At 61.2% G+C, this 26,753-nt stretch carries 26 protein-coding genes and 1 pseudogene; 23 read left to right on the forward strand and 4 right to left on the reverse strand.

Annotated features, from left to right (window positions below; all coding sequences use genetic code 11):
• The first annotated feature begins 91 nt into the window (after positions 1–91).
• The 3 genes from I4X03_RS03730 to I4X03_RS03740 all read left to right on the forward strand — a co-directional run bounded on the left by I4X03_RS03730 (position 92) and on the right by I4X03_RS03740 (position 7,720).
• Positions 92–1,237, forward strand: coding sequence for a sensor histidine kinase (locus I4X03_RS03730; RefSeq protein ID WP_223465809.1), 1,146 nt, complete (start codon positions 92–94; stop codon positions 1,235–1,237).
• A gap of 227 nt (positions 1,238–1,464) precedes the next feature.
• Positions 1,465–6,180 carry a glutamate synthase-related protein gene (locus I4X03_RS03735; protein ID WP_223465811.1) on the forward strand — a complete coding sequence of 1,572 codons (4,716 nt, stop codon included), beginning with the start codon at positions 1,465–1,467 and terminating at the stop codon, positions 6,178–6,180.
• 76 nt (positions 6,181–6,256) lie between these two features.
• On the forward strand, positions 6,257–7,720 hold the full coding sequence (locus I4X03_RS03740) for a glutamate synthase subunit beta (RefSeq protein WP_223465813.1): 1,464 nt from the start codon (positions 6,257–6,259) through the stop codon (positions 7,718–7,720).
• 104 nt (positions 7,721–7,824) lie between these two features.
• Here the strand turns inward: I4X03_RS03740 and I4X03_RS23255 are convergent.
• The 4 genes and pseudogenes from I4X03_RS23255 to I4X03_RS03760 form a co-directional block, all read right to left on the reverse strand.
• Positions 7,825–8,001: pseudogene (locus tag I4X03_RS23255) on the reverse strand (hypothetical protein); the annotation flags it as partial.
• A gap of 269 nt (positions 8,002–8,270) precedes the next feature.
• Positions 8,271–8,717: a hypothetical protein gene (locus I4X03_RS03750; protein WP_223465815.1), complete on the reverse strand. Its 447-nt coding sequence runs from the start codon at positions 8,715–8,717 to the stop codon at positions 8,271–8,273.
• A complete protein-coding gene (locus I4X03_RS03755; RefSeq protein ID WP_223465817.1) occupies positions 8,714–10,264 on the reverse strand; it encodes an RHS repeat-associated core domain-containing protein in 1,551 nt (516 codons plus the stop codon). The genes I4X03_RS03750 and I4X03_RS03755 overlap by 4 nt, the downstream gene beginning before the upstream one ends.
• 363 nt (positions 10,265–10,627) lie before the next feature.
• A complete protein-coding gene (locus I4X03_RS03760) occupies positions 10,628–10,993 on the reverse strand; it encodes a DUF1493 family protein (protein WP_223465818.1) in 366 nt (121 codons plus the stop codon).
• 760 nt (positions 10,994–11,753) lie between these two features.
• Between I4X03_RS03760 and I4X03_RS03765 the strand changes: the two genes are divergently transcribed.
• The 20 genes from I4X03_RS03765 to I4X03_RS03860 all read left to right on the forward strand — a co-directional run bounded on the left by I4X03_RS03765 (position 11,754) and on the right by I4X03_RS03860 (position 26,656).
• Positions 11,754–12,557, forward strand: coding sequence for an ABC transporter ATP-binding protein (locus tag I4X03_RS03765; protein ID WP_223465819.1), 804 nt, complete (start codon positions 11,754–11,756; stop codon positions 12,555–12,557).
• Positions 12,558–12,565: 8 nt separating this feature from the next.
• Positions 12,566–13,354, forward strand: a complete 789-nt coding sequence (mlaE, locus tag I4X03_RS03770) for a lipid asymmetry maintenance ABC transporter permease subunit MlaE (RefSeq protein WP_370660486.1) — start codon at positions 12,566–12,568, stop codon at positions 13,352–13,354.
• A gap of 53 nt (positions 13,355–13,407) precedes the next feature.
• Positions 13,408–13,884 carry an outer membrane lipid asymmetry maintenance protein MlaD gene (mlaD, locus tag I4X03_RS03775; RefSeq protein ID WP_223465820.1) on the forward strand — a complete coding sequence of 159 codons (477 nt, stop codon included), beginning with the start codon at positions 13,408–13,410 and terminating at the stop codon, positions 13,882–13,884.
• A complete protein-coding gene (locus I4X03_RS03780) occupies positions 13,881–14,726 on the forward strand; it encodes an MlaA family lipoprotein (protein ID WP_223465821.1) in 846 nt (281 codons plus the stop codon). The genes mlaD and I4X03_RS03780 overlap by 4 nt, the downstream gene beginning before the upstream one ends.
• An 81-nt stretch (positions 14,727–14,807) precedes the next feature.
• The gene (locus I4X03_RS03785) at positions 14,808–15,440 is read left to right on the forward strand and encodes an MlaC/ttg2D family ABC transporter substrate-binding protein (RefSeq protein ID WP_223465822.1); all 633 of its coding nucleotides are present in this window, start codon (positions 14,808–14,810) and stop codon (positions 15,438–15,440) included.
• Positions 15,441–15,459: 19 nt separating this feature from the next.
• Entirely contained in the window at positions 15,460–15,738 is a 279-nt protein-coding gene (locus I4X03_RS03790; protein WP_223465824.1) for an STAS domain-containing protein, read from the forward strand.
• A gap of 170 nt (positions 15,739–15,908) precedes the next feature.
• Entirely contained in the window at positions 15,909–16,820 is a 912-nt protein-coding gene (locus tag I4X03_RS03795; RefSeq protein ID WP_223465826.1) for an ABC transporter ATP-binding protein, read from the forward strand.
• Positions 16,817–17,584: an ABC transporter permease gene (locus I4X03_RS03800; RefSeq protein WP_223465828.1), complete on the forward strand. Its 768-nt coding sequence runs from the start codon at positions 16,817–16,819 to the stop codon at positions 17,582–17,584. Before I4X03_RS03795 ends, I4X03_RS03800 begins: the two co-directional genes overlap by 4 nt.
• Positions 17,585–17,601: 17 nt before the next feature.
• Positions 17,602–17,838: a BolA family protein gene (locus I4X03_RS03805; RefSeq protein ID WP_223465830.1), complete on the forward strand. Its 237-nt coding sequence runs from the start codon at positions 17,602–17,604 to the stop codon at positions 17,836–17,838.
• A gap of 4 nt (positions 17,839–17,842) precedes the next feature.
• Positions 17,843–19,093 (forward strand): UDP-N-acetylglucosamine 1-carboxyvinyltransferase, encoded by a 1,251-nt coding sequence (murA, locus tag I4X03_RS03810; protein ID WP_223465838.1) that lies wholly within the window; start codon positions 17,843–17,845, stop codon positions 19,091–19,093.
• Positions 19,094–19,768, forward strand: a complete 675-nt coding sequence (gene hisG / locus I4X03_RS03815) for an ATP phosphoribosyltransferase (protein WP_223465848.1) — start codon at positions 19,094–19,096, stop codon at positions 19,766–19,768. It abuts the gene before it with no gap.
• A 2-nt stretch (positions 19,769–19,770) separates the two neighbouring features.
• Positions 19,771–21,087 (forward strand): histidinol dehydrogenase, encoded by a 1,317-nt coding sequence (gene hisD / locus I4X03_RS03820; protein WP_223465850.1) that lies wholly within the window; start codon positions 19,771–19,773, stop codon positions 21,085–21,087.
• The gene (locus I4X03_RS03825; protein WP_223465852.1) at positions 21,084–21,908 is read left to right on the forward strand and encodes a DNA-methyltransferase; all 825 of its coding nucleotides are present in this window, start codon (positions 21,084–21,086) and stop codon (positions 21,906–21,908) included. Before hisD ends, I4X03_RS03825 begins: the two co-directional genes overlap by 4 nt.
• Positions 21,905–22,996 (forward strand): histidinol-phosphate transaminase, encoded by a 1,092-nt coding sequence (gene hisC, locus I4X03_RS03830; RefSeq protein WP_223465854.1) that lies wholly within the window; start codon positions 21,905–21,907, stop codon positions 22,994–22,996. The genes I4X03_RS03825 and hisC overlap by 4 nt, the downstream gene beginning before the upstream one ends.
• 45 nt (positions 22,997–23,041) lie before the next feature.
• A complete protein-coding gene (hisB, locus tag I4X03_RS03835; RefSeq protein WP_223465856.1) occupies positions 23,042–23,632 on the forward strand; it encodes an imidazoleglycerol-phosphate dehydratase HisB in 591 nt (196 codons plus the stop codon).
• A 20-nt stretch (positions 23,633–23,652) separates the two neighbouring features.
• Positions 23,653–24,291 (forward strand): imidazole glycerol phosphate synthase subunit HisH, encoded by a 639-nt coding sequence (gene hisH, locus I4X03_RS03840; RefSeq protein ID WP_223465866.1) that lies wholly within the window; start codon positions 23,653–23,655, stop codon positions 24,289–24,291.
• 30 nt (positions 24,292–24,321) lie between these two features.
• A complete protein-coding gene (gene hisA, locus I4X03_RS03845) occupies positions 24,322–25,101 on the forward strand; it encodes a 1-(5-phosphoribosyl)-5-[(5-phosphoribosylamino)methylideneamino]imidazole-4-carboxamide isomerase (protein ID WP_223465868.1) in 780 nt (259 codons plus the stop codon).
• A complete protein-coding gene (gene hisF / locus I4X03_RS03850; protein WP_223465873.1) occupies positions 25,091–25,852 on the forward strand; it encodes an imidazole glycerol phosphate synthase subunit HisF in 762 nt (253 codons plus the stop codon). The genes hisA and hisF overlap by 11 nt, the downstream gene beginning before the upstream one ends.
• A gap of 26 nt (positions 25,853–25,878) precedes the next feature.
• The gene (hisI, locus tag I4X03_RS03855; RefSeq protein ID WP_223465875.1) at positions 25,879–26,313 is read left to right on the forward strand and encodes a phosphoribosyl-AMP cyclohydrolase; all 435 of its coding nucleotides are present in this window, start codon (positions 25,879–25,881) and stop codon (positions 26,311–26,313) included.
• A gap of 4 nt (positions 26,314–26,317) precedes the next feature.
• Positions 26,318–26,656, forward strand: a complete 339-nt coding sequence (locus tag I4X03_RS03860; RefSeq protein ID WP_223465877.1) for a phosphoribosyl-ATP diphosphatase — start codon at positions 26,318–26,320, stop codon at positions 26,654–26,656.
• Positions 26,657–26,753 lie beyond the last annotated feature (97 nt).

Raw genomic sequence — 26,753 nt, forward strand, 5'->3', positions numbered from 1 at the left:
CTTCTATTATGTTCATCCGCAAGTCTGAACCAGCTATGGTGGTAAGCTGGGTTGATCCATAAGCGATCGCTGGTGGATTAACTAGGGATATATGCAACAAAATACTGAAGTACGGCTGTCTGATTTCATACTTGCCAACATGGAAGTGATTCTCCAGGCATGGGAAGAATTTGCGCGAACCATCGAGCCGCCGGCGCTGACGATGGACGACGTCGAACTGCGCGACCATGCGCGCCAGATGCTGCAGGTTATCGCTGCGGACTTGCAGACGCCACAGAGCGATCATCAGCAGGCGGAGAAATCCAAGGGAAACGCGCCGCGCACCGTCCACGACACCGCGTCTGAAATCCATGCCGAGGCGCGCCTGCAGTCGGGCTATACGGTCGAGCAGCTGGTGTCCGAATACCGGGCCCTGCGTTCCAGCGTGCTGCGCCTGTGGGCGGAAAGCGCCAAGACGGGCATCCTCACCGACATGGACGACGTGACGCGTTTCAACGAAGCGATCGACCAGGCCCTGGCCGAGTCGGTGGCGCGCTATGCCAAGCTGGTCAAGCGCTCGCAAAACATGTTTCTTGCGATCCTGGGCCATGACCTGCGCAACCCGCTGGGCACGGTCATCACCGGGGCCAGTTTCATCACCCAGGCAACCGACATACCGTCGAAGTTCATCGTCGTTGCCTCGCGCATCTATAACAGTGGCCAGCGCATGACCAAGCTGATCAATGATCTGATCGACTTCACGCGTACCCACCTGGGCTCCGGCTTGCCAGTGCGCCCGAAGCCCGGCGATCTTGCCCAGCTGGCCGCAAACGTTGTCGATGAGTTGCGCACCTATCACTCGGAACGGGTGATTCGCCTGTCCAGCCCCAGCGCCCTGATGGCGGTGTTCGACAACGACCGTATCGCCCAGGTGCTGTCGAATGTGATCGGCAACGCGATCCAGTACGGCGCCGGCGACGGCGATGTCAACGTGACCCTTGCCGAAGTGGACGCGACAGTCACGATCACGGTGAATAACCTCGGTCCGCTGATTGAGCCGAAACAGCTTGGTTCGATATTTGAACCGCTGGTGCGACTGGCGCGCACGAATGGGGACGAATATCCGGCACACGGCAGCCTCGGCATCGGGCTGTTTATCGCCCGCGAAATCGTTCATGCCCACAAGGGCAGCATCGGCGTGGAATCGGCCGAGGGAATCGGCACGACTTTCAGCATACACCTGCCACAGCACAACTAGCCTGAATCATCTGTAACAGGTCAAGAATGCCCGCAAGGGCATTTTTTTCGTCCATCAATTCATAAGCCTTTTCATTTAATCCAAACTCGTCCCACTATGTCCCTATTTAAAAATTGGAGCGACGCAGCGCAATTTAATCTGACTCCGACCCTAATTGTTTCCATTGATGTTTCTTGTGCATTGCACTAATCTTGTCCCTCGACTTCAAAAAGCTGCGGAGAACGCTCATGATTGCCCAAGGTTTATACGACCCGTCCAACGAACACGATGCCTGCGGCGTCGGCTTCATCGCCCACATCAAGGGCAACAAGAGCCATTCGATCATTGAACAGGGCCTGTTGATCCTGAAGAACCTCGACCACCGGGGCGCTGTCGGCGCCGACGTGCTGATGGGCGATGGCGCGGGCATCCTGATCCAGATTCCCGACCAGTACTTCCGCGATGAAATGGCGAAGCAGGGCGTCGAATTGCCGCCGCCTGGCGAATACGGCGTCGGCATGGTGTTCCTGCCGAAAGAAAACGCGTCTCGCATCGCCTGCGAGCAGGAAATCGAGCGCGCCGTGCGCATCGAAGGCCAGGTCGTGCTCGGCTGGCGCAATGTGCCGCTGGACGAAACCATGCCGATGTCGCCCACCGTGCGCGACAAGGAGCCGGTGATCCGCCAGATCTTCATCGGCCGCGGCCCGGACATCATGGTGACCGACGCGCTGGAGCGTAAGCTGTATGTGATCCGCAAGTCGTCCGGCCACGCGATCCAGGCCCTCAAGCTGATCCACGGTAAGGAATTTTTCGTGCCGTCGATGTCGGCGCGCACCATTGTCTACAAGGGCCTGTTGCTGGCCGACCAGGTCGGCGTGTACTACAAGGACCTGCAGGATCCGCGCTGCATCTCGGCGCTGGCGCTGGTGCACCAGCGTTTTTCGACCAACACCTTCCCGGAGTGGCCGCTGGCCCACCCGTACCGCCTGATCGCCCACAACGGCGAGATCAACACCGTCAAGGGCAACTTCAACTGGATGCGCGCGCGCGAAGGCGTGATGAAGTCCGCCGTGCTGGGTGAAGACCTGCAAAAGCTGTTCCCGCTGATCTATGAAGGCCAGTCCGACACCGCCTGTTTCGACAATGCGCTCGAACTGTTGATCATGTCGGGCTACCCGATCGCCCAGGCCATGATGATGATGATTCCCGAAGCATGGGAAAACCACACCATGATGGACGACAACCGCAAGGCGTTCTACGAGTACTATGCGTCGATGATGGAGCCATGGGACGGCCCGGCCGCGATGGCCTTCACCGATGGCCGCCACATCGGCGGCACGCTGGACCGTAACGGCCTGCGCCCTGCCCGCTACATCGTCACCGACGACGACCTGGTGGTGATGGCGTCGGAATCGGGCGTGCTGCCAATTCCGGAATCGCGCATCGTCCAGAAATGGCGCCTGCAGCCGGGCAAGATGTTCCTGATCGACCTGGAAGCGGGCCGCATCATCGACGACAAGGAACTCAAGGACACCTACGCCAACGCCAAGCCGTACAAGGCATGGATTAATTCCGTGCGCATCAAGCTGGGCGAAATCAAGCTGGCCGAAAGCGAACTGCAGCGCAACCAGGGCAAGGACCTGGCCGCGCAGGGCGAAAAGAAAATGGCCTCCGTGCTGGACCGCCAGCAAGCGTTCGGCTACACCCAGGAAGACCTGAAGTTCCTGATGGCGCCGATGGCGCTGCTGGGCGAAGAAGTGACCGGCTCGATGGGCAACGATTCGCCGCTGGCCGTCACCTCCAACAAGCTCAAGCCGCTGTACAACTATTTCAAGCAGCTGTTCGCGCAGGTGACCAACCCGCCGATCGACCCGATCCGCGAAAGCATGGTGATGTCGCTGGTGTCGTTCATCGGGCCGAAGCCGAACCTGCTCGACACTAACAACGTCAACCCGCCAATGCGCCTCGAAGTGTCGCAGCCGGTGCTGGGCTTCAACGACATGGTCCGCCTGCGCAATATCAGCCAGCACACCGGCGGCAAGTTCAAGTCGTATGAGCTGAACATCTGCTACCCGGTCGCTTGGGGCAAGGAAGGCATCGAGGCATCGCTGGCGTCGCTGTGCGCCGAAGCCGTCGACGCGGTCAAGTCCGGCCATAACATCCTGATCGTGTCGGACCGTAATGTGTCGGAAGTGCAGGTAGCGATTCCCGCCCTGCTCGCGACCTCGACCGTGCACCAGCACCTGGTGATGCGCGGCCTGCGCGCGTCCACCGGCCTGGTCGTCGAGACTGGCTCGGCCCGCGAAACCCATCACTTCGCGCTGCTGGCAGGCTACGGCGCCGAAGCCGTGCACCCGTACCTGGCGATGGAAACCCTGGTCGAACTGGCGCAGGGCATGACCGGCGACATGTCGGGCGAGACCGCGATCTACAACTACACCAAGGCAGTCGGCAAAGGCCTGATGAAGGTCATGTCCAAGATGGGCATTTCGACCTACATGTCGTACTGCGGCGCGCAGATCTTCGAGGTGGTGGGCCTGAACAAGTCGCTGGTCGACAAGTATTTCAAGGGCACCTCGTCGAATGTGGAGGGCATCGGCCTGTTCGACGTGGCCGACGAAGCGCTGCGCCTGCACGCGCTGGCGTTCGGCGACGACCCGCTGCTGCTCGACGCGCTCGATACCGGCGGCGAATATGCGTTCCGCGTGCGCGGCGAAGACCACATGTGGACACCGGATGCGATCGCCAAGCTGCAGCACTCGACCCGCAGCAACAACTTCTCGACCTATAAAGAGTACGCGCAGCTGATCAACGACCAAAGCCGCCGTCACCTGACCCTGCGCGGCCTGTTCGAATTCAAGCTCGACCCGAGCAAGGCAATTCCGCTCGAGGAAGTGGAGTCGGCGAAGGACATCGTCAAGCGTTTCGCCACCGGCGCCATGTCGCTCGGCTCGATCAGCACCGAGGCCCACGCCACGCTGGCGGTCGCGATGAACCGCATCGGCGGCAAATCGAACACCGGCGAAGGCGGCGAAGACCCGGCGCGCTACACCCAAGAGCTGAAAGGCATCCCGATCAAGCAGGGCGAGACGATGGCATCGGTGCTCGGCGCCAATCGCGTCATGGTCGACATCCCGCTGCAGGAAGGCGACTCGCTGCGCTCGCGCATCAAGCAAGTGGCCTCCGGCCGCTTTGGCGTCACCGCCGAATACCTGAACTCGGCCGACCAGATCCAGATCAAGATGGCGCAGGGCGCCAAGCCCGGCGAGGGCGGCCAGCTGCCTGGTCACAAGGTCTCGGAATACATTGCCAGCCTGCGTTTCTCGGTGCCGGGTGTCGGCCTGATTTCGCCGCCGCCGCACCACGACATTTATTCGATTGAAGACCTGGCCCAGCTGATCCACGACTTGAAGAACGCCAATCCGGCAGCCTCGATCTCGGTCAAGCTGGTGTCGGAAGTGGGCATCGGCACGGTTGCCGCAGGCGTCACCAAGGCCAAGGCCGACCACGTGGTGGTGGCCGGCCATGACGGCGGCACCGGCGCCTCGCCGCTGTCGTCGGTCAAGCACGCCGGCACCCCGTGGGAGCTTGGCCTGGCTGAAACCCAGCAGACCTTGGTGCTCAATGGCTTGCGCAGCCGGATCCGCGTGCAGGCCGACGGCCAGATGAAGACCGGCCGCGACGTGGTGATTGCCGCCATGCTCGGCGCCGACGAGATCGGTTTCGCGACGGCGCCGCTGGTCGTCGAAGGCTGCATCATGATGCGCAAATGCCACCTGAACACTTGCCCGGTCGGCGTCGCCACGCAAGACCCGGTGCTGCGCGCCAAGTTCTCCGGCAAACCCGAGCACGTGGTGAACTACTTCTTCTTTGTTGCCGAAGAAGCGCGCCAGCTGATGGCGCAGCTGGGCATCCGCACCTTCCAGGAGCTGATCGGCCGCTCCGACCTGCTCGACAAGTCGAAAGCCGTCACCCACTGGAAAGCCCGCGGCCTCGATTTCAGCAACATCTTCTACCAGCCGAAAACCGACGTGGCGCTGGCGCTGTACCACAACGAGTTCCAGGACCACGGCCTGGTCAAGGCGCTCGACAACAAGCTGATCACGCAGGCCAAAGCGGCGCTGGAAAAAGGCGAGCGGGTGTCGTTCATCTCGCCGGTACGCAACGTCAACCGCACGGTCGGCACCATGCTGTCGGGCGAAGTGGCCAAGCGCTACGGCCACGCCGGACTGCCGGATGACACCATCCACATCCAGCTGCAGGGCACGGCGGGCCAGTCGGCCGCGGCCTTCCTCGCGGCGGGCATCACGATCGACCTGGTCGGCGAAGGCAACGACTACGTCGGCAAGGGCTTGTCGGGCGGCCGCATCATCGTGCGTCCTAACACCGAGTTCCGCGGCTGGGCGGTGGACAACATCATCGTCGGCAACACCGTGCTGTACGGCGCGATATCCGGCGAGGCGTTCTTCAACGGCGTGGCGGGCGAACGCTTTGCAGTGCGCAACTCCGGCGCCACCGCGGTGGTGGAAGGCTGCGGCGACCACGGCTGTGAATACATGACCGGCGGCACCGTCGTCGTCCTCGGCGATACCGGGCGCAACTTCGCGGCCGGCATGTCGGGCGGCGTGGCATTTGTCTACGACCCGCAAGGCGACTTCGAGAAGAAGTGCAACATGGCGATGGTCAACCTGGAGCGTGTACTGAGTTCCAAGGAACAGTCGGACAAATCCGGTTGGCACAGCCAGACCCGCAACGGCGAGCGCGAATGCGACGAAGCGATTCTGCGCCGCTTGATCGAGCGCCACTTCAAGCACACCGGCAGCACGCGCGCGCGCAACCTGCTCGACGACTGGGCCAGCTGCCGCGGCAAGTTCGTCAAGGTCTTCCCGACCGAGTACAAGCGCGCGCTGGAAGAAATGCACAACAGCAGCATGGAAGAAGCTGCCGAGCAAATCCCTGCCTGACGCCGTCATTCCCGCCTACGCGGGAACGACGACGGGATTTGGGTACCGCCAAGAAGAATATTTGTGAAGGATTATCGTGGGTAAAATCACCGGTTTCATGGAATTTGAGCGCCAGGAAGAAGCGCATATCGAACCTGCCATTCGGGTCAAGAACTACAAGGAATTCGTAGTTCACCTCAGTGACGGGCAAGCCAAGGTACAAACGGCGCGCTGCATGGATTGCGGCATTCCGTTTTGCCACAGCGGCTGCCCGGTCAACAACCTGATTCCCGACTGGAACGACCTGGTCTACCACGGCCACTACCGCGCCGCGCTCGACAACCTTCACTCGACCAACAACTTCCCCGAGTTCACTGGCCGCGTCTGCCCGGCGCCGTGCGAATCCGCCTGTACCCTCGGCATTAACGACGACCCGGTCGGCATCAAGTCGGTCGAGCACAAGATCATCGACACCGGCTGGGAGCACGGCTGGGTAGTACCGCAACCGCCGGAAGCGCTGACCGGCAAGACGGTCGCGGTGGTCGGCTCGGGCCCGGCCGGCCTGGCGGCGGCTCAGCAACTGGCGCGTGCCGGCCACAAGGTGACCGTCTTTGAGAAGAGCGACCGCATCGGTGGCCTGCTGCGCTATGGCATTCCCGACTTCAAGATGGAAAAGTCCCACATCGACCGCCGCGTCGAGCAGATGCAGGCCGAAGGCGTCACGTTCCGCACCAGCGTACTGATCGGCAAGGACTTCCCTGCCAGCGTCAATAACTGGGCCAAGGAAACGATCTTCCCGGAAGACCTGGAAAATGATTTCGACGCCGTGATTCTGGCCGGCGGCGCCGAGCAGCCGCGCGACCTGCCGGTGCCGGGCCGCGAGCTCAAGGGCGTGCATTTCGCGATGGACTTCCTGCCGCTGCAAAACAAGGTCAACGCCGGCGACAAGGTGAAGGACCAGATCAAGGCCACCGGCAAGCATGTGGTGGTGATCGGCGGCGGCGATACCGGCTCGGACTGTGTTGGCACCTCGAACCGCCATGGCGCTTTGTCGGTAACCCAGTTCGAACTGATGCCGATGCCGCCGGAACAGGAAAATAAGCCGCTGGTGTGGCCATACTGGCCGACCAAGCTGCGCACCTCGTCCTCGCACGAAGAAGGCTGCGAGCGCGATTTCGCGGTGGCGACCAAGCGCTTCGAAGGCAAGGGCGGCAAGGTCGAGAAGCTGATCGCCTGCCGTGTCGAATGGAAAGACGGCAAGATGGTCGAAGTGCCGGACTCGGAATTCGAGATGAAGGCCGACCTGGTGCTGCTGGCGATGGGCTTTGTCGCGCCGGTGGGCTCGGTGCTCGATGCCTTCGGCGTCGAGAAGGATGGCCGCGGCAACGCGCGCGCCACGACCGATGGCGATGGCTGCTACAAGACCTCGGCGCCTAACGTATTCGCAGCGGGCGATATGCGCCGCGGGCAGTCGCTGGTGGTGTGGGCGATCCGCGAAGGGCGCCAGGCTGCGCGTGCGGTCGATGAATTCCTGATGGGATCGTCAGTACTGCCGCGATAAGTGTCATAACGGAGGATGCGCGTAAGCGCGCATCCTCCGATTTTGCGAGCACCGTGATAGCACAACACTTCCCGCTTGCAGTGCGCAGGCAACTTTGAATGCGACAAATGAGTAATTGCATCGCTTGCACGATCGATGTGATTCGTGAAGTGTCCGCCGAAATATGGAACACCGCGATCAGCCGGTGTGCTTCCTTCAACTATGCACGTGCGCTCCCTTTGCGCAATTCTGAACGGTTTCTGTCTGCGTATCTCGCTGGCATCGTAAATCGGCGCTAGCACAGCTTCGGTGATGATTTTGGGTCGGATTTCCCTCGCAGTTCAGCGACCACCGCTATCTGGCATAGAGGTTTTCTCAACGCGGGCTCAGAACTCGCGCGCGGCAAGTAACGCTGATGCATTCTATGACTCGTCAAGATGAGAAAAGAACGGGAAACAAGCCTTTTTTCCGGGGAATTGACGAGGTTCTTCCAATTTTGTACTGGTCCGTGATCTTGCACAGCCACACAATTTTGTTCATGATACATGACGCTTCGATTTCACTTTTCCGCTTACCGGCTTCTTAACCGTTCGTCACGGCGAAGCCCGATTTCGGTTTCGGCTCGTTTTGCTAGTTCAGGGTCAATTTTGGCAAGTGTCGTCAAGGCTTGATCGACTTCTTCATCAAACTCTTGGCGACCTGCGAGCAGCGTAATTAAACTGGCATACGCATCTGGATTCTTGCACTTTGCGGCTATTCGGAAAAAAGTAACCGCTAGGTGATCGTCCAGAGAAAAATACAAATGATGCAGGCCAACCTGATAGGCCGAAATACAATTACCCTTTAGCCCTTTCGCGCTAAGTATTGATAGCTCATTAGTGTCCAACTCTCTGACTTGGGGTCGCGATTCGTTTGTACTTTGCGACGAGTTCAACGCAGAAAATCCGGCACCAAAAATAACGCCCACAGCTGTGATTATTGCTAAAAGCTCGAACGGTGATTTACCGAAATTTTTCAAAATCTGGGCCCCTTGTACGTTGCTTGTGGATATATTGTTATCCAAAGTCCTCCATTTCCGCCGCTCGGAATTTGTTCGAGATCTCCTCTTGGAGGATAGGTGAGGTCGGTGGGCCCAGTAACGGGCACCCCGAGATAGTTGGCGAGTCGTTGTGCAAAATTCGGCTCGCCTGGGACGCCAGTGGGCCTAGTAGTTGAGCAGGATCCAAGAACGATTCGTTGCCCGTGGAAGTTGGGATGCGCACGGATCATTTTTGCGAGATCATGAGGCCATACAATGCGACCTTGTCTATCCGACATGTTACGGAAGTTTCCATGACCTGCAACTGAGAACACGCCTTTCGGGTTCCAAGCCTCTGCAGGACCATGGAAGCGGGGTTGATATGGCGAGAACAGGTTTATATCTGCGAGGCCAAGTACGTCAGTGCGGCTGATGGGGTTCCCCCGAACGTAGGCATATGTATTTATTCCCCCGTTCTGTCCAATCGGATCCGATTGGATATACCGTCCCGTCTGCGGATCATAATCCCGATAGTAGTTATAGTGGTTGTTCGTTTCCTTGTCGTACACCTGCCCTGGGAAGCGCGGGTTATAAGTGAATTCTCCAGCTCCGCTAGGATTTTCGTTTGGCTGCTGTAGGCCGAACGGATCGGCTTGGTCCCAGCGCCATGCGATAGTGTTGTCAGTCGCACGGGTAATCACACGCGGAGTTTGAAGGTGATCTGCGAACACGTAGTGGACCGACGGCGGCAGCGCCCCTACCCCCGGTTTGATCACTGCTATCGGCAAGTCGCCAAAATAGACGGTTTCTTGCACAGGTAGGCCTGCACCGTCATATTCACCTAGTAAGTGGCCTTGGTCGTCGTACACGTAATGTGCGATCGGGCGTCCTTGCACAGACTTGGCCACCCGCTGCCCGAGGCCGTTGTAGTGATATGTCGTTGTAATGCCGCCTGCGAGGGCGCTCGCTAGGCGACCATTGGCACCGTACGAATATTTGATATTGCCGTCGGAGATAAGGTTCCCTGCAGCGTCGTGTGCGTTAACCTTCGCCGGTGCAGGCCCGGTCGTACTGTTCAGTCGGTTGCTGGTCGTACTGATCGTATATTTGTACGTGTTACTGCCGAACTTTGCGCTCGTTCGATTCCCGTTTGCGTCGTAGCTGAAACTTTGATTGACGCTTGCCGAGTCAAACCCGGTAAGCCGATCGAGGTCGTCATAGAAATACTTTTGGTCCAGGCTTGCCGCCGTCGCCGTTCCAGCGTGACGCGCCGTGGCAATCCGGTCGACGGCGTCATAACCCAGCGTGCGCGCCACACCATTCTTGCCTGGGAAACCCAGCGGGAAACCGGTGATCTTTCCCTCTGCGTCAAACTTTCTCGCGTACAGATTGGGTTTTGAGGATGTGCTGTTACCCCAAGTCCAGCTTTCAACATCCCCAAATGGGCGGTAGGCAATCGTTTTGATCAGGGCGATTGGGGCTGCCTTGTCTGGTGCATCAAACGACAGACTGGCCGGTTGGCCGTCGCTGCCATACGTGATGTCCACGCGGTTGCCGCTGGGAAAGGTAATAGACTTTACATGTCCAGTGCTCGTTCCTTTGGTTCCGTAAGTATATGTCAAGTTAAATCGCCGAGAACTAATCGCGATGGCGACAAGTTGGCTGGTTGTCGCCAACCTGCCGAAGCCGTCATACCCAAACGAGGTGTGCCCCGAGTCGTCACTCATTTTTACTAATTTGCCGGTGGAGCTCGTCCCCGGGCAAATGCAGTAATCGCATTCCCAACACAGGGCATTTACTGGTAGCTATCTGACACATTACTAAACCCTGTCCTTTTGAAGAACCTTGGTTAAGCCCTCGCTGTGCCAGTCGCAATTACCGTTACCGGACACGGAAAGTGAGCGTACTTGTCATAAGCGCTCCACCGCGCGCCACTGCTTGGTGCGCAAAACGTCCTCCATCATTCTCAACGTCAGCGGCAAGTACTTACCGCGTTGCCTGACTACATAGCTAGCAAACGGTACGACTGAGAGCAATGCGCCAATAAATGCATTCTTTCCAGCAAACTCAGGTGGAAAGAACTTATCGAACTCGAAGCCGCTAAGGTCAACGTGATAGTGATCTACCAATTCTTGCATGAAGGCTTCAGCGATATCGCCGTAAAGGCCAAGATCATGATACATCCGCGTATTACCACTACATCGCGAAATCTTGCGTTCAGACAGGCCACAGCGCTTGAGGTATTGGCGCAATTCGTTCGACAGGTCGCTTGCCATCGAGATCACTCGCAAGAAAAGGCGTCATAGGCCTGGTACGCGGCCACGGCAACGCCGACGTACGGCACCTTCCGCAGAACTTTGGTGATCCGATTTCGTGTGGCAACTGAGTACCCCCACCGTTTTGCCGCAGCATGGTTCATTAGGCTAAAAGTTGATGTCCCGGTACCGGAGCGCCCTCCACCATCAATACCTGCTCTCGGTTTGCTCGCAAACCTGCCAGTCCCCCAACTGCGCCACCAACTGCTGCGTTGCCGGCAGCACCAACGGGCGCGCTTTGGCACATGCAGTGCTCCTGCTTATAGCGCTCAAGCGCATAGTCAAAGGCGTATCCGAACATTCTTAACGATTTTCGGCAGTCGGCGCACAGCAATGAGCATTTCATCGGTTTCCTCGCAGTAATCGATATCAGCGACAAGCTATGAATGTTATCGATACCGCAGAGATCACAATTGGGGTTACGCAACGTTCGTCGAACAGTCCACTCCGGACACCGCACTAAAATTCTAAGCCGAAGTCCAAGCGTTGCTTTTCAAAATGGATTGGCACTTCGAGATCGATAGAGACGCCTAATATGCATACATGCGTGTCTGTCAGTATATTTCCCAGTAAAAACAATTACTTACACTTGGAAATATCTGACTCCTCGTTCAGTAGTGTTGTATTATCACGTCGCGCCCCCGGCCAGAAATGGGGGGCCGCCAGCAGAGCTTGACCTTTCTGCACTACAATACCGGATTCCCAAATCTGAACTGCCGCCGTGCCAAATCTTGTTGAAATCCGCGATCTTCACTTCGCCTACGGTAAACGCTCCATCCTTTCTGACCTGCAGATGGACTTTCCACGTGGGAAAGTCGTGGCTGTCATGGGTGGTTCAGGTTGCGGCAAAACCACGGTTCTGCGCCTGATCGGCGGCCAGTTGCGCCCCCAGCGCGGCACCGTGTCGGTCAACGGCGAAGTGGTCCACCAGCTCAATACCGCCGGCCTGTACCGCATGCGCCGCAAGATGGGCATGCTGTTCCAGTTCGGCGCACTGTTCACCGACCTGAGCGTATTCGACAACGTGGCCTTCCCGATGCGCGAGCATACCGACCTGCCGCAGGAACTGATCCGCGACCTGGTGCTGCTCAAGCTCAACGCGGTTGGCCTGCGCAACGCCGCCAAGCTCAAGCCGTCAGAAATCTCGGGCGGCATGGCACGCCGCGTCGCGGTGGCCCGCGCCGTCGCGCTCGACCCGGAACTGATCATGTACGACGAGCCGTTCGCCGGCCTCGACCCGATCTCGATGGGCGTGACCGCCAACCTGATCCGCCGCCTGAACGATGTGCTCGGCTCGACCTCGATCCTCGTGTCGCACGACGTCCACGAGTGCTTCGCGATCGCCGACTACGTTTACTTTATGTCTGCCGGCAAGATCGTGGCCCAGGGAACTCCTGCGGAGCTGCGCGTGTCGGAAGACCCATACGTCAAGCAGTTCGTCAACGCGGCGCCGGACGGCCCGGTTCCTTTCCATTACCCTGGCAAGTCGTTCGCCGAAGACCTTGGCCTCGGAGAAGTGAAATGAACGCCGTGATGAATATCTTCCTGAACGTGCTCGAGGCCATTGGCCGCTACGTGCGCGAAAGCATGGAGAACGTCGGCTTTGCCACGCGTTCGTTCCTGACCCTGTTGCGCTTGTCGCCAGGCGCGTTCGCGCGCCCTTCGCTGATCTCCGAGCAGATCCACTTTATCGGTAATTACTCGCTGGTGATCATCATCGTGTCCGGCTTGTTCGTCGGCATGGTGCTGGGCCTGCAGGGCTACATCACCCTGACGCCGTACGGCGCCGAGCAAAAGCTTGGCCAGGTGGTGGCGCTGTCGCTGGTGCGCGAGCTGGGCCCGGTCGTGACCGCGCTGCTGTTCGCCGGCCGCGCAGGCACCTCGCTGACCGCGCAAATCGGCTTGATGAAGGCTGGCGAGCAATTGTCCGCCATGGAAATGATGGCGATTAACCCGATCCAGCGCGTGCTGGCCCCGCGTTTCTGGGCTGGCGTGATTGCGATGCCGGTGCTGGCGACCATCTTCAGCGCCGTTGGCGTCATGGGCGGCTACCTGGTCGGCGTGCAGCTAATCGGCGTCGACGAAGGCGCATTCTGGTCGCAAATGCAGGCCAACGTCGATGTGCGGGCCGACATCCTGAACGGCGTGCTCAAGAGCTTTATCTTCGGCATCGCCGTGACGTTCACGGCGCTGTTCCAGGGCTACCACGCGCAGCCGACGCCGGAAGACGTCTCGCGCGCCACCACCCGCACCGTCGTCATCGCTTCGCTATTGGTATGGGGGCTCGACTTCGTGCTTACCGCCCTGATGTTCAACAACTGATTTTGAATCCGGCCAAGCTGTGCCGGCGAATAACAAGAGTTAGGAAATAAATCATGCATCGTAAAACCATCGACGTCTGGGTTGGCCTGTTTGTCATTCTGGGATTGGCTGCCCTCGTGTTCCTGGCGCTCAAGGCCGGCAACATGTCGACCATTTCGTTCGAAAAGACCTATGCGGTCAACGCCAAGTTCGACAACATCGGCGGACTGAAGCCGCAGGCGCCGGTCAAAAGCGCCGGCGTCGTGGTCGGCCGCGTGGGCGGCATCCAATTCGACGACAAGACTTACCAGGCTTTGGTAACCTTGGAGCTCGAGTCGGGCTACAAGTTCCCAAAAGATAGCTCCCTGAAGATCCTCACTGCCGGCCTGCTGGGCGAGCAGTACATCGGAATTGAACCGGGTGGCGACCTGAATAACCTCGCCAATGGCGATCGCATTTTGCGCACCCAATCGGCAACCGTGCTGGAAGACCTGATCAATCGCTTTATCTACAGCAAGGCTGCTGAAGGCCCAGAAGAAAGCAAAGAATGACCAACAAGACCAATAACATCGCATTGCGCACTGTCGCGCTGGCCACCGCAGCCCTGCTGCTGGCCGGCTGCGCCACCAAAGGCAGCACTCCCGGCGATCCGCTCGAGTCGTACAACCGCGCTGTCTTCAAGTTCAACGACACCGTCGACAATGTCGCGCTCAAGCCGGCGGCCACCGCCTACAAGCAGGTACTGCCGCAGTTCGTGCAAACCGGCGTCAACAATTTCTTCGGCAACCTGGGCGATGTCTGGAGCGCGGCGAATAACTTGATGCAAGGCAAGGGCGAAGCAGGCATGAGCGATTTCACCCGCTTCACCCTGAACACCACCTTCGGCCTGGGCGGCCTGCTGGACATCGCGTCCGAAGCCGGCTTGCAGAAGCACAACGAAGATTTCGGCCAGACCCTCGGTTACTGGGGCATGCCGTCGGGACCGTATTTTGTCTTGCCGCTGCTGGGACCGTCGACCGTGCGTGACGCCGCCGCCACCCCGCTCGACATGGCCGCCGACCCGTGGACCTACGTTGACCCGACCTCGACCCGCAGCTGGGGTACCGCGGTGCGCATCGTCGACAAGCGCGCGCAGTACCTCGATGCATCGAACCTGGTCGAAGGCGCCGCCCTCGACCGCTACGTGTTCATCCGCGACGGCTACCTGCAGCGCCGCGAGAGCCAGGTGTTCGACGGTGAAGGTTCGCGCAAGCCGATGGGCAAGGCCAAGGCCGACGACGCGCCGATGGACGCCAAGAGCATCCGCGACGCCTACGCCGACGATCCAGGCCCGACCGCGGAGCCGGCAGCACCGGCAACGCAACCCGTGTCATCCGAAAAGCCCTCGAAGTAGTTAACCATTGTAACTGTCGTCTGCAAATCGCCAGATGACGGCTAGACTGGTACGCACTTAACCTATTTAAGAAGAGAGCCTATGAAACTCGTACAACAAATTTTCGCCGCAGCAACTTTCGCGTTCGCTGCCGCTGGCGCCAGCGCCCAGACCGAGGCGCCAGACGCGCTGATCAAGCGCATCAGCACCGATGTGATCGAAACGGCCAAGGCCGACAAGGAAATCCAGGCCGGCAACCAGCAACGCGTGATGAGCCTCGTCGAGACGAAGATCTTGCCGCACGTTGATTTCCAGCGCATGACCGCACTGGCAGCCGGCCGCTTCTGGCGCCAGGCGACCCCTGCCCAGCAGCAACAGCTGGCGGCCGAGTTCAAGACGCTGCTGATCTTCACCTACTCGGGTGCGCTGGCGCAGATCAAGAATGAAACCGTCGAGTTCAAGCCGCTGCGCGCCGATCCTGCCGACCAGGAAGTCGAAGTGCGTTCGCAGGTCAACGTCACCCGCGGCGAGCCGATCCAGCTGAACTACCGGCTGGCCAAGTCGGGCACCGGCTGGAAGATTTTCGACATCAACGTGCTGGGCGCGTGGCTGGTGGAAACTTACAAGGGTACCTTCGCTGCCGAGATCAACAAATCGGGCATCGATGGCTTGATCAAGGCCCTGGCCGAGCGTAACAAGAAGCTCGCCAAGCAGCCAATCAAAGCCGCCAAGTAACCAGGCAGCGGAGACGACATTGGAATCGTTTGAAACCTTGACTGTTGAAAACGCCACGGCCGCGCTCGAGCGCGGCCTGGCGGCGATCAAGAACGGCCAGACCGTGTTTGATCTGGGCTGTATCAAGACAGCGGATTCGTCCGCCGTCGCGGTGCTGCTGGCGTGGCATCGCGCCGCACGCAAGAATGGCACCACCCTGGCATACACCAATATGCCGGACAGCCTTAAAGGCCTCACCTCGCTTTACGGCGTCGACGACTTCCTGTGCGACAGCCCTGCCGACCTGCATCACCATTGACCTTGCTGTCATAACGCCGGCCCCGTGCCGGCGGTTTCCCCGGGCTGCAATTGCCGCCCAACTCGCCAGACCCCGATTTCCCCTATAATTGCCTGTTTCCCCAAGCGGGCTTCGAAGCGCGCCCGCCGTTACAGGGCATGCTGTCTATACAGGCTAAGAACAAAAAACGCATGAGTGCTATCCAGATCACCAACGTCGAGAAAAGTTACAAGTCGCTCAAGGCCTTGGGCGGCGTGTCCCTGACCATCGAGCAAGGCGAGTTTTTCGGCCTGCTCGGCCCCAACGGCGCCGGCAAGACCACCCTGATTTCCACCATCGCCGGCCTGATCCGGCCGGACGCGGGCAGCGTGTCGATCCACGGCCATGACGTCGTCACCGACTTTCGCGCCGCCCGCCGCAACCTCGGCGTGGTGCCGCAGGAGCTGGTATTCGACCCGTTCTTCACGGTACGCGAAACGCTGCGCCTCCAGTCGGGTTATTTCGGCCTGAAGAACAACGACAAGTGGATCGACGAGGTCATGGAAAACCTCGACCTGACCAACAAGGCCGACGCCAACATGCGCGCCCTGTCCGGCGGCATGAAGCGGCGCGTGCTGGTCGCCCAGGCGCTGGTGCACAAGCCGCCCGTCATCGTGCTCGATGAACCGACCGCCGGCGTCGACGTCGAACTGCGCCAGACCCTGTGGAAGTTCATCTCGCGCCTGAACCGCGAGGGCCACACCATCGTGCTGACCACCCACTACCTCGAAGAAGCGCAGGCCATGTGCCAGCGCGTGGCGATGCTCAAGGGCGGCAAGGTGGTCGCGCTCGAGAAAATGTCGACGCTGCTGCGCCGTATCTCGGGTTCGCAGCTGAATGTCCACCTGTCCAGCGGCGACCTGCCGGAAAGCCTGCGCCACCTGGTGTCGCACGACGAACACCAGGACGGCAACAAGTACAGCCTGCGCGTCAATGAGTACAGCGAGGTCGAAGGCATCCTGGCGCGCCTGCGCGAATCGGGCGCGGTCATCGACGACATGCAGCTGCAGCAGGCCGATTTGGAAGACATCTTTTTGCAGATTATGGATAAGGGTACCGTATGAGTTTGTTTTCCGTAGGCTTCCAGACCCTGTTCTACAAGGAGTCGCTGCGCTTCTGGAAGGTCGCCACCCAGACCATCGGCGCGCCGATCCTGACCGCCATGCTGTACCTGCTGATCTTCGGCCACGTGCTCGAAGGCCGCGTCGAGGTCTATCCGGGCGTGAGCTATACCGCCTTCCTGGTGCCCGGCCTGGTGATGATGAGCGTGCTGCAAAACGCGTTCGCCAATTCGTCGTCCTCGCTGATCCAGTCGAAAATCACGGGTAACCTGGTGTTCATCCTGCTGCCGCCGCTGTCGCACTGGGAAATCATCTCGGCTTACGTGCTGGCCTCGGTCACGCGCGGCCTGGTGGTTGGCGCCGGCGTGTTCGCCATCACCGCCTGGTTCGCCGACCTGCACTTCGCGCAGCCGGTATGGATCGCCGTGTTCGCGCTGATCGGCGCCGCCATTCTCGGCACCATGGGCGTCATCGCCGGCATCTGGGCCGAGAAGTTCGACCAGCTGGCCGCTTTCCAGAACTTCCTGATCGTGCCGGCCACCTTCCTGGCCGGGGTGTTCTATTCGATCCACTCGCTGCCGCCGTTCTGGCAGGCGGTCTCGCATTTCAACCCGTTCTTTTATATGATTGACGGGTTCCGCCACGGTTTCTTCGGCGTGTCGGATGTGTCGCCATGGACCAGCCTGGGCATCGCCCTGGTGTTCTTCGCGGTGCTGTCGGCGTTCGCTGTTAACATGCTTTCGCGCGGCTACAAGCTGCGCCACTAAATTCAATAGGACTTCACGTGGAAACTACGCCAGAACTCATTCATAGCTACCTCAGCAACGGGCTCGTTTGCACCCACCTCGAAGTGGATGGCGACGGCCGCCATTTCACGGCCCTGATCGTATCGCCAGCCTTCGAAGGCAAGCGCCTGATCCAGCGCCACCAGCTGGTTTATGCCGCACTCGGCGACCGCATGCGTGAAGAGATCCACGCGCTGTCGATGAAGACCCTTACCCCTGCTGAATACCAAGGATAAAAATATGGACAAGCTCCAGATTGTCGGCGGCAAGCGCCTCAATGGCGACATCAAAATCTCCGGCGCCAAGAACGCCGCATTGCCGATCCTGTGCGCCGGCCTGCTGACCGCAGGCGACCTCGAACTGTCGAACGTGCCGCGCCTGCACGATGTCAAGACCATGCTCAAGCTGCTCGAACAGACCGGCCTGACGGTCGACCAGGACGACGAGCGCGTAACGCTGAACGGCAGCCGCATCGACAAGCTGGAAGCGCCGTACGAGCTGGTGAAGACGATGCGCGCCTCGATCCTGGTGCTGGGCCCCTTGCTGGCGCGCTTCGGCGAAGCCAAGGTCTCGCTGCCGGGCGGCTGCGCGATCGGTTCGCGTCCGGTCGACCAGCACATCATGGGCCTGCGCGCGCTGGGCGCGGAGATCTCGATCGAAGGCGGCTACATCCACGCCAAGTGCAAAAACCTCAAGGGCGCGCGCATCCGCACCGAGATGATCACCGTGACCGGCACCGAAAACCTGCTGATGGCCGCGACCCTGGCCGAAGGCGAGACCGTGCTTGAGAACGCGGCGCGCGAGCCTGAAGTCACCGACCTGGCCAACCTGCTGGTGGCCATGGGCGCGAAGATCGACGGCATCGGCACCGACCGCCTGGTCATCCAGGGCGTGGCCGAACTGCACGGCGCCAAGCACGCGGTGATTTCCGACCGCATCGAAGCGGCTACTTTCCTGTGCGCGGTTGCTGCCACCGGCGGCGACATCAACATCACCAACACCCGCACCGACATTTTTGATGTCGCGCTCGACAAGCTGCGCGAGCTGGGCCTGCAGATGACCGTCAGCGAGAACGCGATCCGCGCGCAGATGAACAGCCGCCCGCACCCGGTATCGTTCCGCACCACCGAATATCCTGGCTTCCCGACCGACATGCAGGCGCAGTTCATGGCGGTGAACATCATCGCCGGCGGCGCCAGCCGCGTGACCGAGACCATCTTCGAAAACCGCTTCATGCACGTCCAGGAGATGAACCGCCTTGGCGCGATGATCCAGACCGACGGCAATACCGCCTTCATCAAGGGCGTCGACCGCCTGGTTGGCGCGCCCGTGATGGCGACCGACCTACGCGCATCGGCCTCTCTGGTGATCGCCGCGATGGCGGCCGAAGGCACCACCGTCATCGACCGCATCTATCACCTCGACCGCGGCTACGACCGCATGGAAGCGAAGCTGTCTGCGGTTGGCGCCGACGTCGTGCGGATCAAATAAATGAGCGGCGTATTCAAACCGGCCACGCGCCAGCTGATCCTGGCGCTGTCCAAAGGCCGGATTTTCGAAGACACGCTGCCGCTGCTGGAAGCGGCGGGCATCCGCGTCACCGAAAATCCGGAGACCTCGCGCAAGCTGATCCTCGACACCAGCGACCCTGATGTGCGCGTGATCATCGTGCGCGCCAGCGACGTGCCGACCTATGTCCAGTATGGCGCGGCCGACTTTGGCGTGGCCGGCAAGGATGTCCTGCTCGAGCACGGCGGCGAAGGCCTGTACCAGCCGATCGACCTGAATATCGCGCGCTGCCGCATGTCGGTGGCGGTGCATGCCGGCTTCGACTACGAGACCGCGGTGCGCCAGGGCGCGCGCCTGCGCGTGGCCACCAAGTTCGTCCAGACCGCGCGCGAGCACTTTGCAGCCAAGGGCGTGCACGTCGACCTGATCAAGCTGTATGGCTCGATGGAGCTGGCGCCGCTGGTCGGCCTGTCTGACGCCATCGTCGACGTGGTCTCCACCGGTAGCACGCTGCGCGCCAACAACCTGGTCGAAGTCGAAAAGATCATGGATATCTCGTCGCGCCTTGTCGTCAACCAGGCCGCGCTGAAACTCAAGCGCGAGCGCCTGCAACCAATCCTGGCGGCGTTCGAACGCGCCTCCCGCATCGAAAAGTAACCATGACCATCCAGATCCGCAAACTCGACTCTTCAAGTGCAGGCTTCAAGCAGCAGCTCGACACCCTGCTGGCATTCGAGGCGTCGACCGACGACGCGATCGAAAGCGCGGTGGCGACGATTTTGCAGGATGTGAAAGCGCGCGGCGACGCCGCCGTGCTGGAATACACCAACCGTTTCGACCGCGTCAGCGCGTCCAGCATGGCCGCCTTCGATATCGGCCAGGATCAACTGCAGGCGGCGCTCGACAGCCTGCCGCAGGCGCAGCGCGAAGCATTGCAGGTAGCCGCCGAGCGCATCCGCGTGTTCCACGAGCGCCAGAAGCAGGAACTCGGCGGCTTCAGCTACACCGAACCTGACGGCACCGTGCTTGGCCAGCGCATCACGCCGCTCGACCGGGTCGGCATCTATGTCCCGGGTGGCAAGGCGACCTATCCGTCATCGGTACTGATGAACGCGATACCGGCCAAGGTGGCTGGCGTCGCCGAGATCATCATGGTGGTGCCGACCCCCGACGGCGTCAAGAACCAGATCGTGCTGGCGGCCGCCGCGATTGCCGGCGTGACCCGCGTGATCACCATTGGCGGCGCCCAGGCGGTCGGCGCGCTGGCCTACGGCACCGAGACCATCGCCGCGGTCGACAAGATCGTCGGCCCCGGCAACGCCTACGTGGCAGCGGCCAAGCGCCGCGTATTCGGCACCGTCGGCATCGACATGATCGCCGGTCCGTCCGAGATCCTGGTGCTGTGCGACGGCACCACCGACCCCGACTGGGTCGCGATGGACCTGTTCTCGCAGGCCGAGCACGACGAGCTGGCCCAGGCCATCATGCTGTGCCCGGACGCCGACTACATCGCCCAGGTCGAGGCCAGCATCCACAAGCTGCTGCCGACGATGACGCGCCAGGACACCATCCGCACCTCGATGACCGATCGCGGCGCGCTGGTCAAGGTGCGCGACATGGAGGAAGCCTGCGATCTCGCCAACGCGATCGCCGCTGAGCACCTCGAAATCTCGGCCGACAACCCGCAGCAGTGGGCCGACAAGATCCGCCATGCCGGCGCGATCTTCCTCGGCCGCTTCTCGTCAGAATCGCTCGGCGACTACTGCTGCGGCCCCAACCACGTGCTGCCGACCTCGCGCACCGCGCGCTTCTCGTCGCCGCTGGGCGTGTACGACTTCCAGAAGCGCTCGTCGATCCTGTTCGTCAGCGAAGCCGGTGCGCAAACGCTGGGCAAGGTGGCGGCCGAACTGGCCTATGGCGAAGGCTTGCAGGCGCACGCCCGTAGCGCCGAACTGCGCATGACGAAGCCAGCATGACTTCCTGGGTCAACCAGGTGTTCTGCGAGGACGCGTTGACGGGCCTCGCGCGCATCCCGGACGGATCGGTGGACCTGATCCTGACTGACCCGCCGTACAACCTCGGCAAGGACTATGGCAACGCGTCCGACCAGCAAACGGTCGACGCCTACCTGGCCTGGACCGAGCAGTGGATCGACGCCGCGCTGCCCAAGCTCAAAGCCAACGGCAGCCTGTACATCTTCCTGACCTGGCGCTTTTCGCCGGAGATCTTCGTGATGCTGAAAAAGCGCATGACGATGATGAACGAGATTATCTGGGACCGCCGGGTGCCGTCGATGGGCGGCAGCGTGCGCAGCTATTCGTCGGTGCACGACACCATCGGCTTCTTCGTCAATCGCAAGGACTACTACTTCGACCTCGACGCCGTGCGCATCCCGTATGACGCGGCCACCAAGAAGGCCCGTTCGCGCTCGATCTTCATCGGCGCGAAGTGGCTCGAAGTGGGCTACAACCCGAAAGACCTGTGGAGCGTCTCGCGCCTGCACCGCGAGCACCCGGAGCGTGCCGACCATCCGACCCAGAAGCCGCTCGAAATCATCGAGCGCATGATCAAGGCGTCGTGCCCGCCGGGCGGCGTCGTGCTCGACCCGTTCATGGGCAGCGGCACCACCGCCCTGGCGGCCCAGCGCTGCGAGCGCAACTTCGTCGGCTTCGAGCTCAATCCCGATTACTGCGCGATTATCGAGAGCCGCCTGGCCGCACCAAAGCTGGAACCGACCCGCAAGGCCGCCAAACGCAAGAGCGCCGCCACCGCCGTGGCCACCGAGGAGCAAGCATGACCAGCAAGCTGATTGAAAACACCATTCGCCCCGACGTGCGCGCGCTGTCGTCGTACCACGTGCCCGACGCCAGCGGCTACATCAAGCTTGACGCGATGGAGAACCCGTACCAGCTGCCGGAGCGCCTGCGCAACGAACTGGCGATGCGCCTGGCCGACGCGGTGCTGAACCGCTACCCGGTCCCGACCTACGCGACGCTCAAGCAGAAAATCCGCGCCACCCTCGGTGTGCCTGAAGGCTTCGACGTCATCCTCGGTAACGGCTCCGACGAAATCATCAGCATCGTCATCAGCGCGGTGGCGCGTACCGACAGGCGCACCGTCATCATGGCGCCGGTCCCGGCCTTCGTGATGTTCGCGCGCTCGGCCCAGATGGCCGGCTGCGACTTTGTCGGCGTGCCGCTGACAGCCGATTTCTCGCTCGATCGCGAAGCGATGCTGGCGGCGATCGCCGAACACCAGCCAGCCGTGGTGTTCCTCGCGTATCCGAACAACCCGACCGGCAACCTGTTCGACGAAGCGGACATCGAAGCGATCGTCGAAGCGCTGGGCGATACCGGCATCGCCGTGGTGGACGAGGCCTATGGACCGTTCGCCAAGGCCAGTTTCATGGACCGCCTGCCGCGCTACCCGAACCTGGTGGTGATGCGTACCTTGTCGAAGCTGGGCCTGGCCGGGATTCGCCTCGGCTACCTGGCCGCCGGCGCCGAGCTGCTGGAGCAGTTCGACAAGGTGCGCCCGCCCTACAACGTCAACGTGCTGACCCAGGTCGCGGCCGAATTTGCGCTCGATCATATCGATGTGCTCAACGCCCAGGCCGACGCGATCAACGCCGAACGCAGCGGGCTTGCCGCTGCCCTGTCCGCGCTGCCTGGCGTAACCGTTTTCCCGTCGCGCGCGAACTTTTTGCTGGTGCGCGTGCCCGATGCTGATAGTGCTTGCTCGCAACTCCTGGCGGACAAGATCATGATCAAAAATATGAGTAAAATGCACGGACTGCTGGCGAATTGCATCCGTGTTACCGTGAGTACTCCAGAAGAAAATACCGCCTTCGTCGATGCCCTGCGGGCCTCGCTCGAAACGCGATAGATTCTTCGACGAGTTTGCATTGATGTCGTATAACCGAGCCATTTCATGACCCGCACCGCAGAAATAACGCGCAATACCAACGAGACGAAAATCCGCGTCGCGATCAACCTGGACGGCACCGGCCAGCAAAAGCTGAACACCGGGGTGCCCTTCCTCGACCACATGCTCGACCAGATCGCGCGCCATGGCCTGATCGACCTCGATATCGAGTGCATCGGCGACCTGCATATCGACGCCCACCACTCGGTGGAGGACACCGGCATCACGCTCGGCATGGCGGTCGCCCAGGCGATCGGCGACAAGAAGGGCATCCGCCGCTACGGCCACGCCTACGTGCCGCTGGACGAGGCGCTGTCGCGCGTGGTGATCGATTTTTCGGGCCGCCCGGGGCTGGAGATGCACGTGCCATGGAAGCGCGCCATGATCGGCAATTTCGACGTCGACCTGGCGCACGAATTCTTCCAGGGCTTCGTCAACCACGCGCTGGTGTCGCTGCACATCGATAACCTGCGCGGCGAGAACGCCCACCACCAGTGCGAGACCGTGTTCAAGGCCTTCGGCCGCGCGCTGCGCATGGCCGCCGAGCTGGACGACCGCGCGGCCGGCACCATCCCGTCGACCAAAGGCAGCCTGTAACCACCTGACTGCTCACTCTCATGAATAAAATCGTAGTAGTCGATTACGGCATGGGCAACCTGCGCTCCGTTGCGCAGGCGCTGCGCGCCGTGGCGCCGGAGGCCGACGTGCTCATTTCCGGCGAAGTGGCCGACATCGACAGCGCCGACCGCATTGTGCTGCCGGGCCAGGGCGCGATGCGCGACTGCATGCGCAGCCTGCGCGAATCCGGTGTGAAGGAAGCGCTGCTGCGCGCCGCCAAAACCCGCCCGATGATGGGCGTATGCGTGGGCGAGCAAATGCTGTTCGACGTCAGCGAGGAAGGCGACACGCCTGGCCTCGGCCTGTTGCCGGGCAAAGTAGTACGCTTCCAGCTTGACGGGCGCCTGCAGAACGACGGTTCGCGCTTCAAGGTGCCGCAGATGGGCTGGAACCGCGTGCGCCAGGTAGCGCAGCATCCGCTGTGGACCGGCATCGAGGACAACAGCTACTTCTATTTTGTGCACAGTTACTATGCGCAGCCAGAGCAGGCGTCAAGCGTGATCGGCGAGACCGATTACGGCGGCGATTTCTGCTGCGCGGTCGCGCGCGACAACATCGTCGCAACCCAGTTCCACCCGGAGAAAAGTGCGGCGGCAGGCCTGACGCTGTACAAGAATTTCGTCCACTGGAATCCCTGACTCAACCACTCACCCATTAAGAACATCGCCATGCTGCTCATTCCTGCCATCGACCTCAAGGACGGTCACTGCGTCCGCCTGAAACAAGGCGATATGGAACTCGCCACCGTATTTTCCGAAGATCCCGCCGAGATGGCGCTGCACTGGCTCAAGCAGGGCGCGCGTCGCCTGCACCTCGTCGACCTGAACGGCGCCTTCGCCGGCAAGCCGAAGAACGAGGCCGCCGTGAAATCCATTTTGCAGGTGGTGCAGGACTTCGCGATCGATAACGACATCGACGAGATCCCGGTGCAGCTGGGCGGCGGCATCCGCGACCTCGACACCATCGAGCGCTACCTGGACGCCGGCATCAGCTACATCATCGTCGGCACCGCCGCGGTCAAGAATCCGGGCTTTTTGCATGATGCCTGCGGCGCCTTCCCGGGCCACATCATCGTCGGCCTCGACGCCAAGGACGGCAAGGTCGCCACCGACGGCTGGAGCAAGATGTCCGGCCACGAAGTGATCGACCTGGCCAAGAAGTTCGAAGCCTACGGCGTCGAATCGATCATCTACACCGACATCGGCCGCGACGGCATGATGGGCGGGGTGAACATCGAGGCGACCGTCAAGCTGGCGCAGGCCGTGAAAATCCCGGTCATCGCCTCCGGCGGCCTGCACAACCTGGCCGACATCGAAGCGCTGTGCGCGGTGCAGGACGAGGGCATCGAAGGCGTGATCTGCGGGCGCTCGATCTACGAAGGCACCATCAACCTGCAGGAAGCGCAGGATCGCGCCGACGAACTGACCGAAAGCGGCAATGCTAGCTAAACGTATCATTCCCTGCCTCGACGTGACCGACGGCCGCGTCGTCAAGGGCGTCAACTTCACCGAGCTGCGCGACGCCGGCGACCCGGTGGAGATCGCGCGCCGCTACGACGGGCAGGGCGCCGACGAAATCACCTTCCTCGACATCACCGCGTCGAGCGACGACCGCGACCTCATTTTGCATATCATCGAGGAGGTCGCCTCCAGCGTGTTCATCCCGCTGACGGTCGGCGGCGGCGTGCGCAAGGTCGAGGACGTGCGGCGCCTGCTCAACGCGGGCGCCGACAAGGTCAGCATGAACACCTCGGCCGTCACCAACCCGCAGCTGGTGTTCGACGCCTCGCAGAAGCACGGTTCGCAGTGCATCGTGGTGGCGATCGACGCCAAGCAGGTCGCGCCGGGCAAGTGGGAAGTGTTCACCCACGGCGGGCGCAACGCCACCGGCCTTGACGCGGTCGACTGGGCGCGCAGGCTCGAAACCCTGGGCGCCGGCGAGATCCTGCTGACCAGCATGGACCGCGACGGCACCAAGTCGGGCTTCGACCTTGGCCTGACGCGCGCGGTCTCGGACGCCATCGGCATTCCGGTGATCGCATCGGGCGGCGTGGGCGGCCTGCAGGACCTGGCCGACGGCATCAAGCAAGGCCATGCCGATGCGGTACTGGCGGCCAGCATCTTCCACTACGGGCATCATACGGTCGGCGAAGCCAAGCGTTTCATGGCCGCGCAGGGCATTCCGATGCGCCTCGCATGACCGTCCAGGGACAACAGGAACAGCGTATGGTTACTACTGTAGCGACAACGGCGCCAAACGCCAAATGGCTCAAGAAGATCAAGTGGGATGAACACGGCCTGGTGCCGGTGATCGCACAGGAAGCCGGCAGCGGCGACGTGCTGATGTTCGCCTGGATGAACCGCGACGCCCTGTGCAAGACCGTGGAGCTGGGCGAGGCGGTGTACTGGAGCCGCTCGCGCAAGAAGCTGTGGCACAAGGGCGAAGAATCGGGCCATGTGCAAAAGGTGCTCGAGGTCCGCCTCGACTGCGACGAAGACGTGGTGCTGCTCAAGATCGAACAGGCTGGCGGCATCGCCTGCCATACCGGGCGCCACTCGTGCTTCTTCCACAAGTTCGACGGCGACGTCATGACCGGCGACTGGCAGGCCGTCGACCCGGTGCTGCAGGACCCGGCCACCATTTATACCAAACCGAAATAAAAAAATGAGCCAGACTTTAGCCCGCGTGGCCGAGACCATCGAAGCGCGCAAACCTGAAAACGGCGGCGACCCCGCCACCTCGTATGTCGCCAAGCTGATGGCCAAGGGCGACGACGCGATCCTGAAAAAAATCGGCGAGGAAGCCACCGAGCTGGTGATGGCCGCCAAGGATGTGCGCGCCGGCGCCGACCGCTCGAAGGTGCTGTACGAGTGCGCCGACCTGTGGTTCCACTCGATGGTGCTGCTGGCCCGCTTCGATCTCAGCCCGCAGCAGGTGCTCAACGAGCTGGCGCGCCGCGAGGGCTTGTCGGGTATCGACGAAAAAGCCTCCCGCAAAGAATAAGACTCCGTCGTTCCCGCGAAAGCGGGAACCCATGCAAGTGCCAGCGGGATATAGGTTCCCGCCTGCGCGGGAACGACGAGAATGAATAACCGACCCT

Source organism: Massilia soli, from assembly GCF_016809835.1.
In the GTDB taxonomy this organism is placed as follows: Bacteria; Pseudomonadota; Gammaproteobacteria; order Burkholderiales; family Burkholderiaceae_D; genus Telluria_A; species Telluria_A soli.

What these genes read in the sequence shown, in the direction of transcription:
- I4X03_RS03785 (WP_223465822.1), top strand. Translation starts at nt 14,808, where the DNA reads ATGAAACTCGTACAACAAATTTTCGCCGCAGCAACTTTCGCGTTCGCT.
- I4X03_RS03860 (WP_223465877.1), top strand. Translation starts at nt 26,318, where the DNA reads ATGAGCCAGACTTTAGCCCGCGTGGCCGAGACCATCGAAGCGCGCAAA.
- mlaD (WP_223465820.1), top strand. Translation starts at nt 13,408, where the DNA reads ATGCATCGTAAAACCATCGACGTCTGGGTTGGCCTGTTTGTCATTCTG.
- I4X03_RS03795 (WP_223465826.1), top strand. Translation starts at nt 15,909, where the DNA reads ATGAGTGCTATCCAGATCACCAACGTCGAGAAAAGTTACAAGTCGCTC.
- I4X03_RS03825 (WP_223465852.1), top strand. Translation starts at nt 21,084, where the DNA reads ATGACTTCCTGGGTCAACCAGGTGTTCTGCGAGGACGCGTTGACGGGC.
- I4X03_RS03760 (WP_223465818.1), bottom strand. Translation starts at nt 10,993, where the DNA reads ATGGCAAGCGACCTGTCGAACGAATTGCGCCAATACCTCAAGCGCTGT.
- hisF (WP_223465873.1), top strand. Translation starts at nt 25,091, where the DNA reads ATGCTAGCTAAACGTATCATTCCCTGCCTCGACGTGACCGACGGCCGC.
- hisC (WP_223465854.1), top strand. Translation starts at nt 21,905, where the DNA reads ATGACCAGCAAGCTGATTGAAAACACCATTCGCCCCGACGTGCGCGCG.
- hisB (WP_223465856.1), top strand. Translation starts at nt 23,042, where the DNA reads ATGACCCGCACCGCAGAAATAACGCGCAATACCAACGAGACGAAAATC.
- I4X03_RS03800 (WP_223465828.1), top strand. Translation starts at nt 16,817, where the DNA reads ATGAGTTTGTTTTCCGTAGGCTTCCAGACCCTGTTCTACAAGGAGTCG.
- murA (WP_223465838.1), top strand. Translation starts at nt 17,843, where the DNA reads ATGGACAAGCTCCAGATTGTCGGCGGCAAGCGCCTCAATGGCGACATC.
- I4X03_RS03730 (WP_223465809.1), top strand. Translation starts at nt 92, where the DNA reads ATGCAACAAAATACTGAAGTACGGCTGTCTGATTTCATACTTGCCAAC.
- hisH (WP_223465866.1), top strand. Translation starts at nt 23,653, where the DNA reads ATGAATAAAATCGTAGTAGTCGATTACGGCATGGGCAACCTGCGCTCC.
- hisA (WP_223465868.1), top strand. Translation starts at nt 24,322, where the DNA reads ATGCTGCTCATTCCTGCCATCGACCTCAAGGACGGTCACTGCGTCCGC.
- I4X03_RS03780 (WP_223465821.1), top strand. Translation starts at nt 13,881, where the DNA reads ATGACCAACAAGACCAATAACATCGCATTGCGCACTGTCGCGCTGGCC.
- hisI (WP_223465875.1), top strand. Translation starts at nt 25,879, where the DNA reads ATGGTTACTACTGTAGCGACAACGGCGCCAAACGCCAAATGGCTCAAG.
- mlaE (WP_370660486.1), top strand. Translation starts at nt 12,566, where the DNA reads ATGAATATCTTCCTGAACGTGCTCGAGGCCATTGGCCGCTACGTGCGC.
- hisD (WP_223465850.1), top strand. Translation starts at nt 19,771, where the DNA reads ATGACCATCCAGATCCGCAAACTCGACTCTTCAAGTGCAGGCTTCAAG.
- I4X03_RS03735 (WP_223465811.1), top strand. Translation starts at nt 1,465, where the DNA reads ATGATTGCCCAAGGTTTATACGACCCGTCCAACGAACACGATGCCTGC.
- hisG (WP_223465848.1), top strand. Translation starts at nt 19,094, where the DNA reads ATGAGCGGCGTATTCAAACCGGCCACGCGCCAGCTGATCCTGGCGCTG.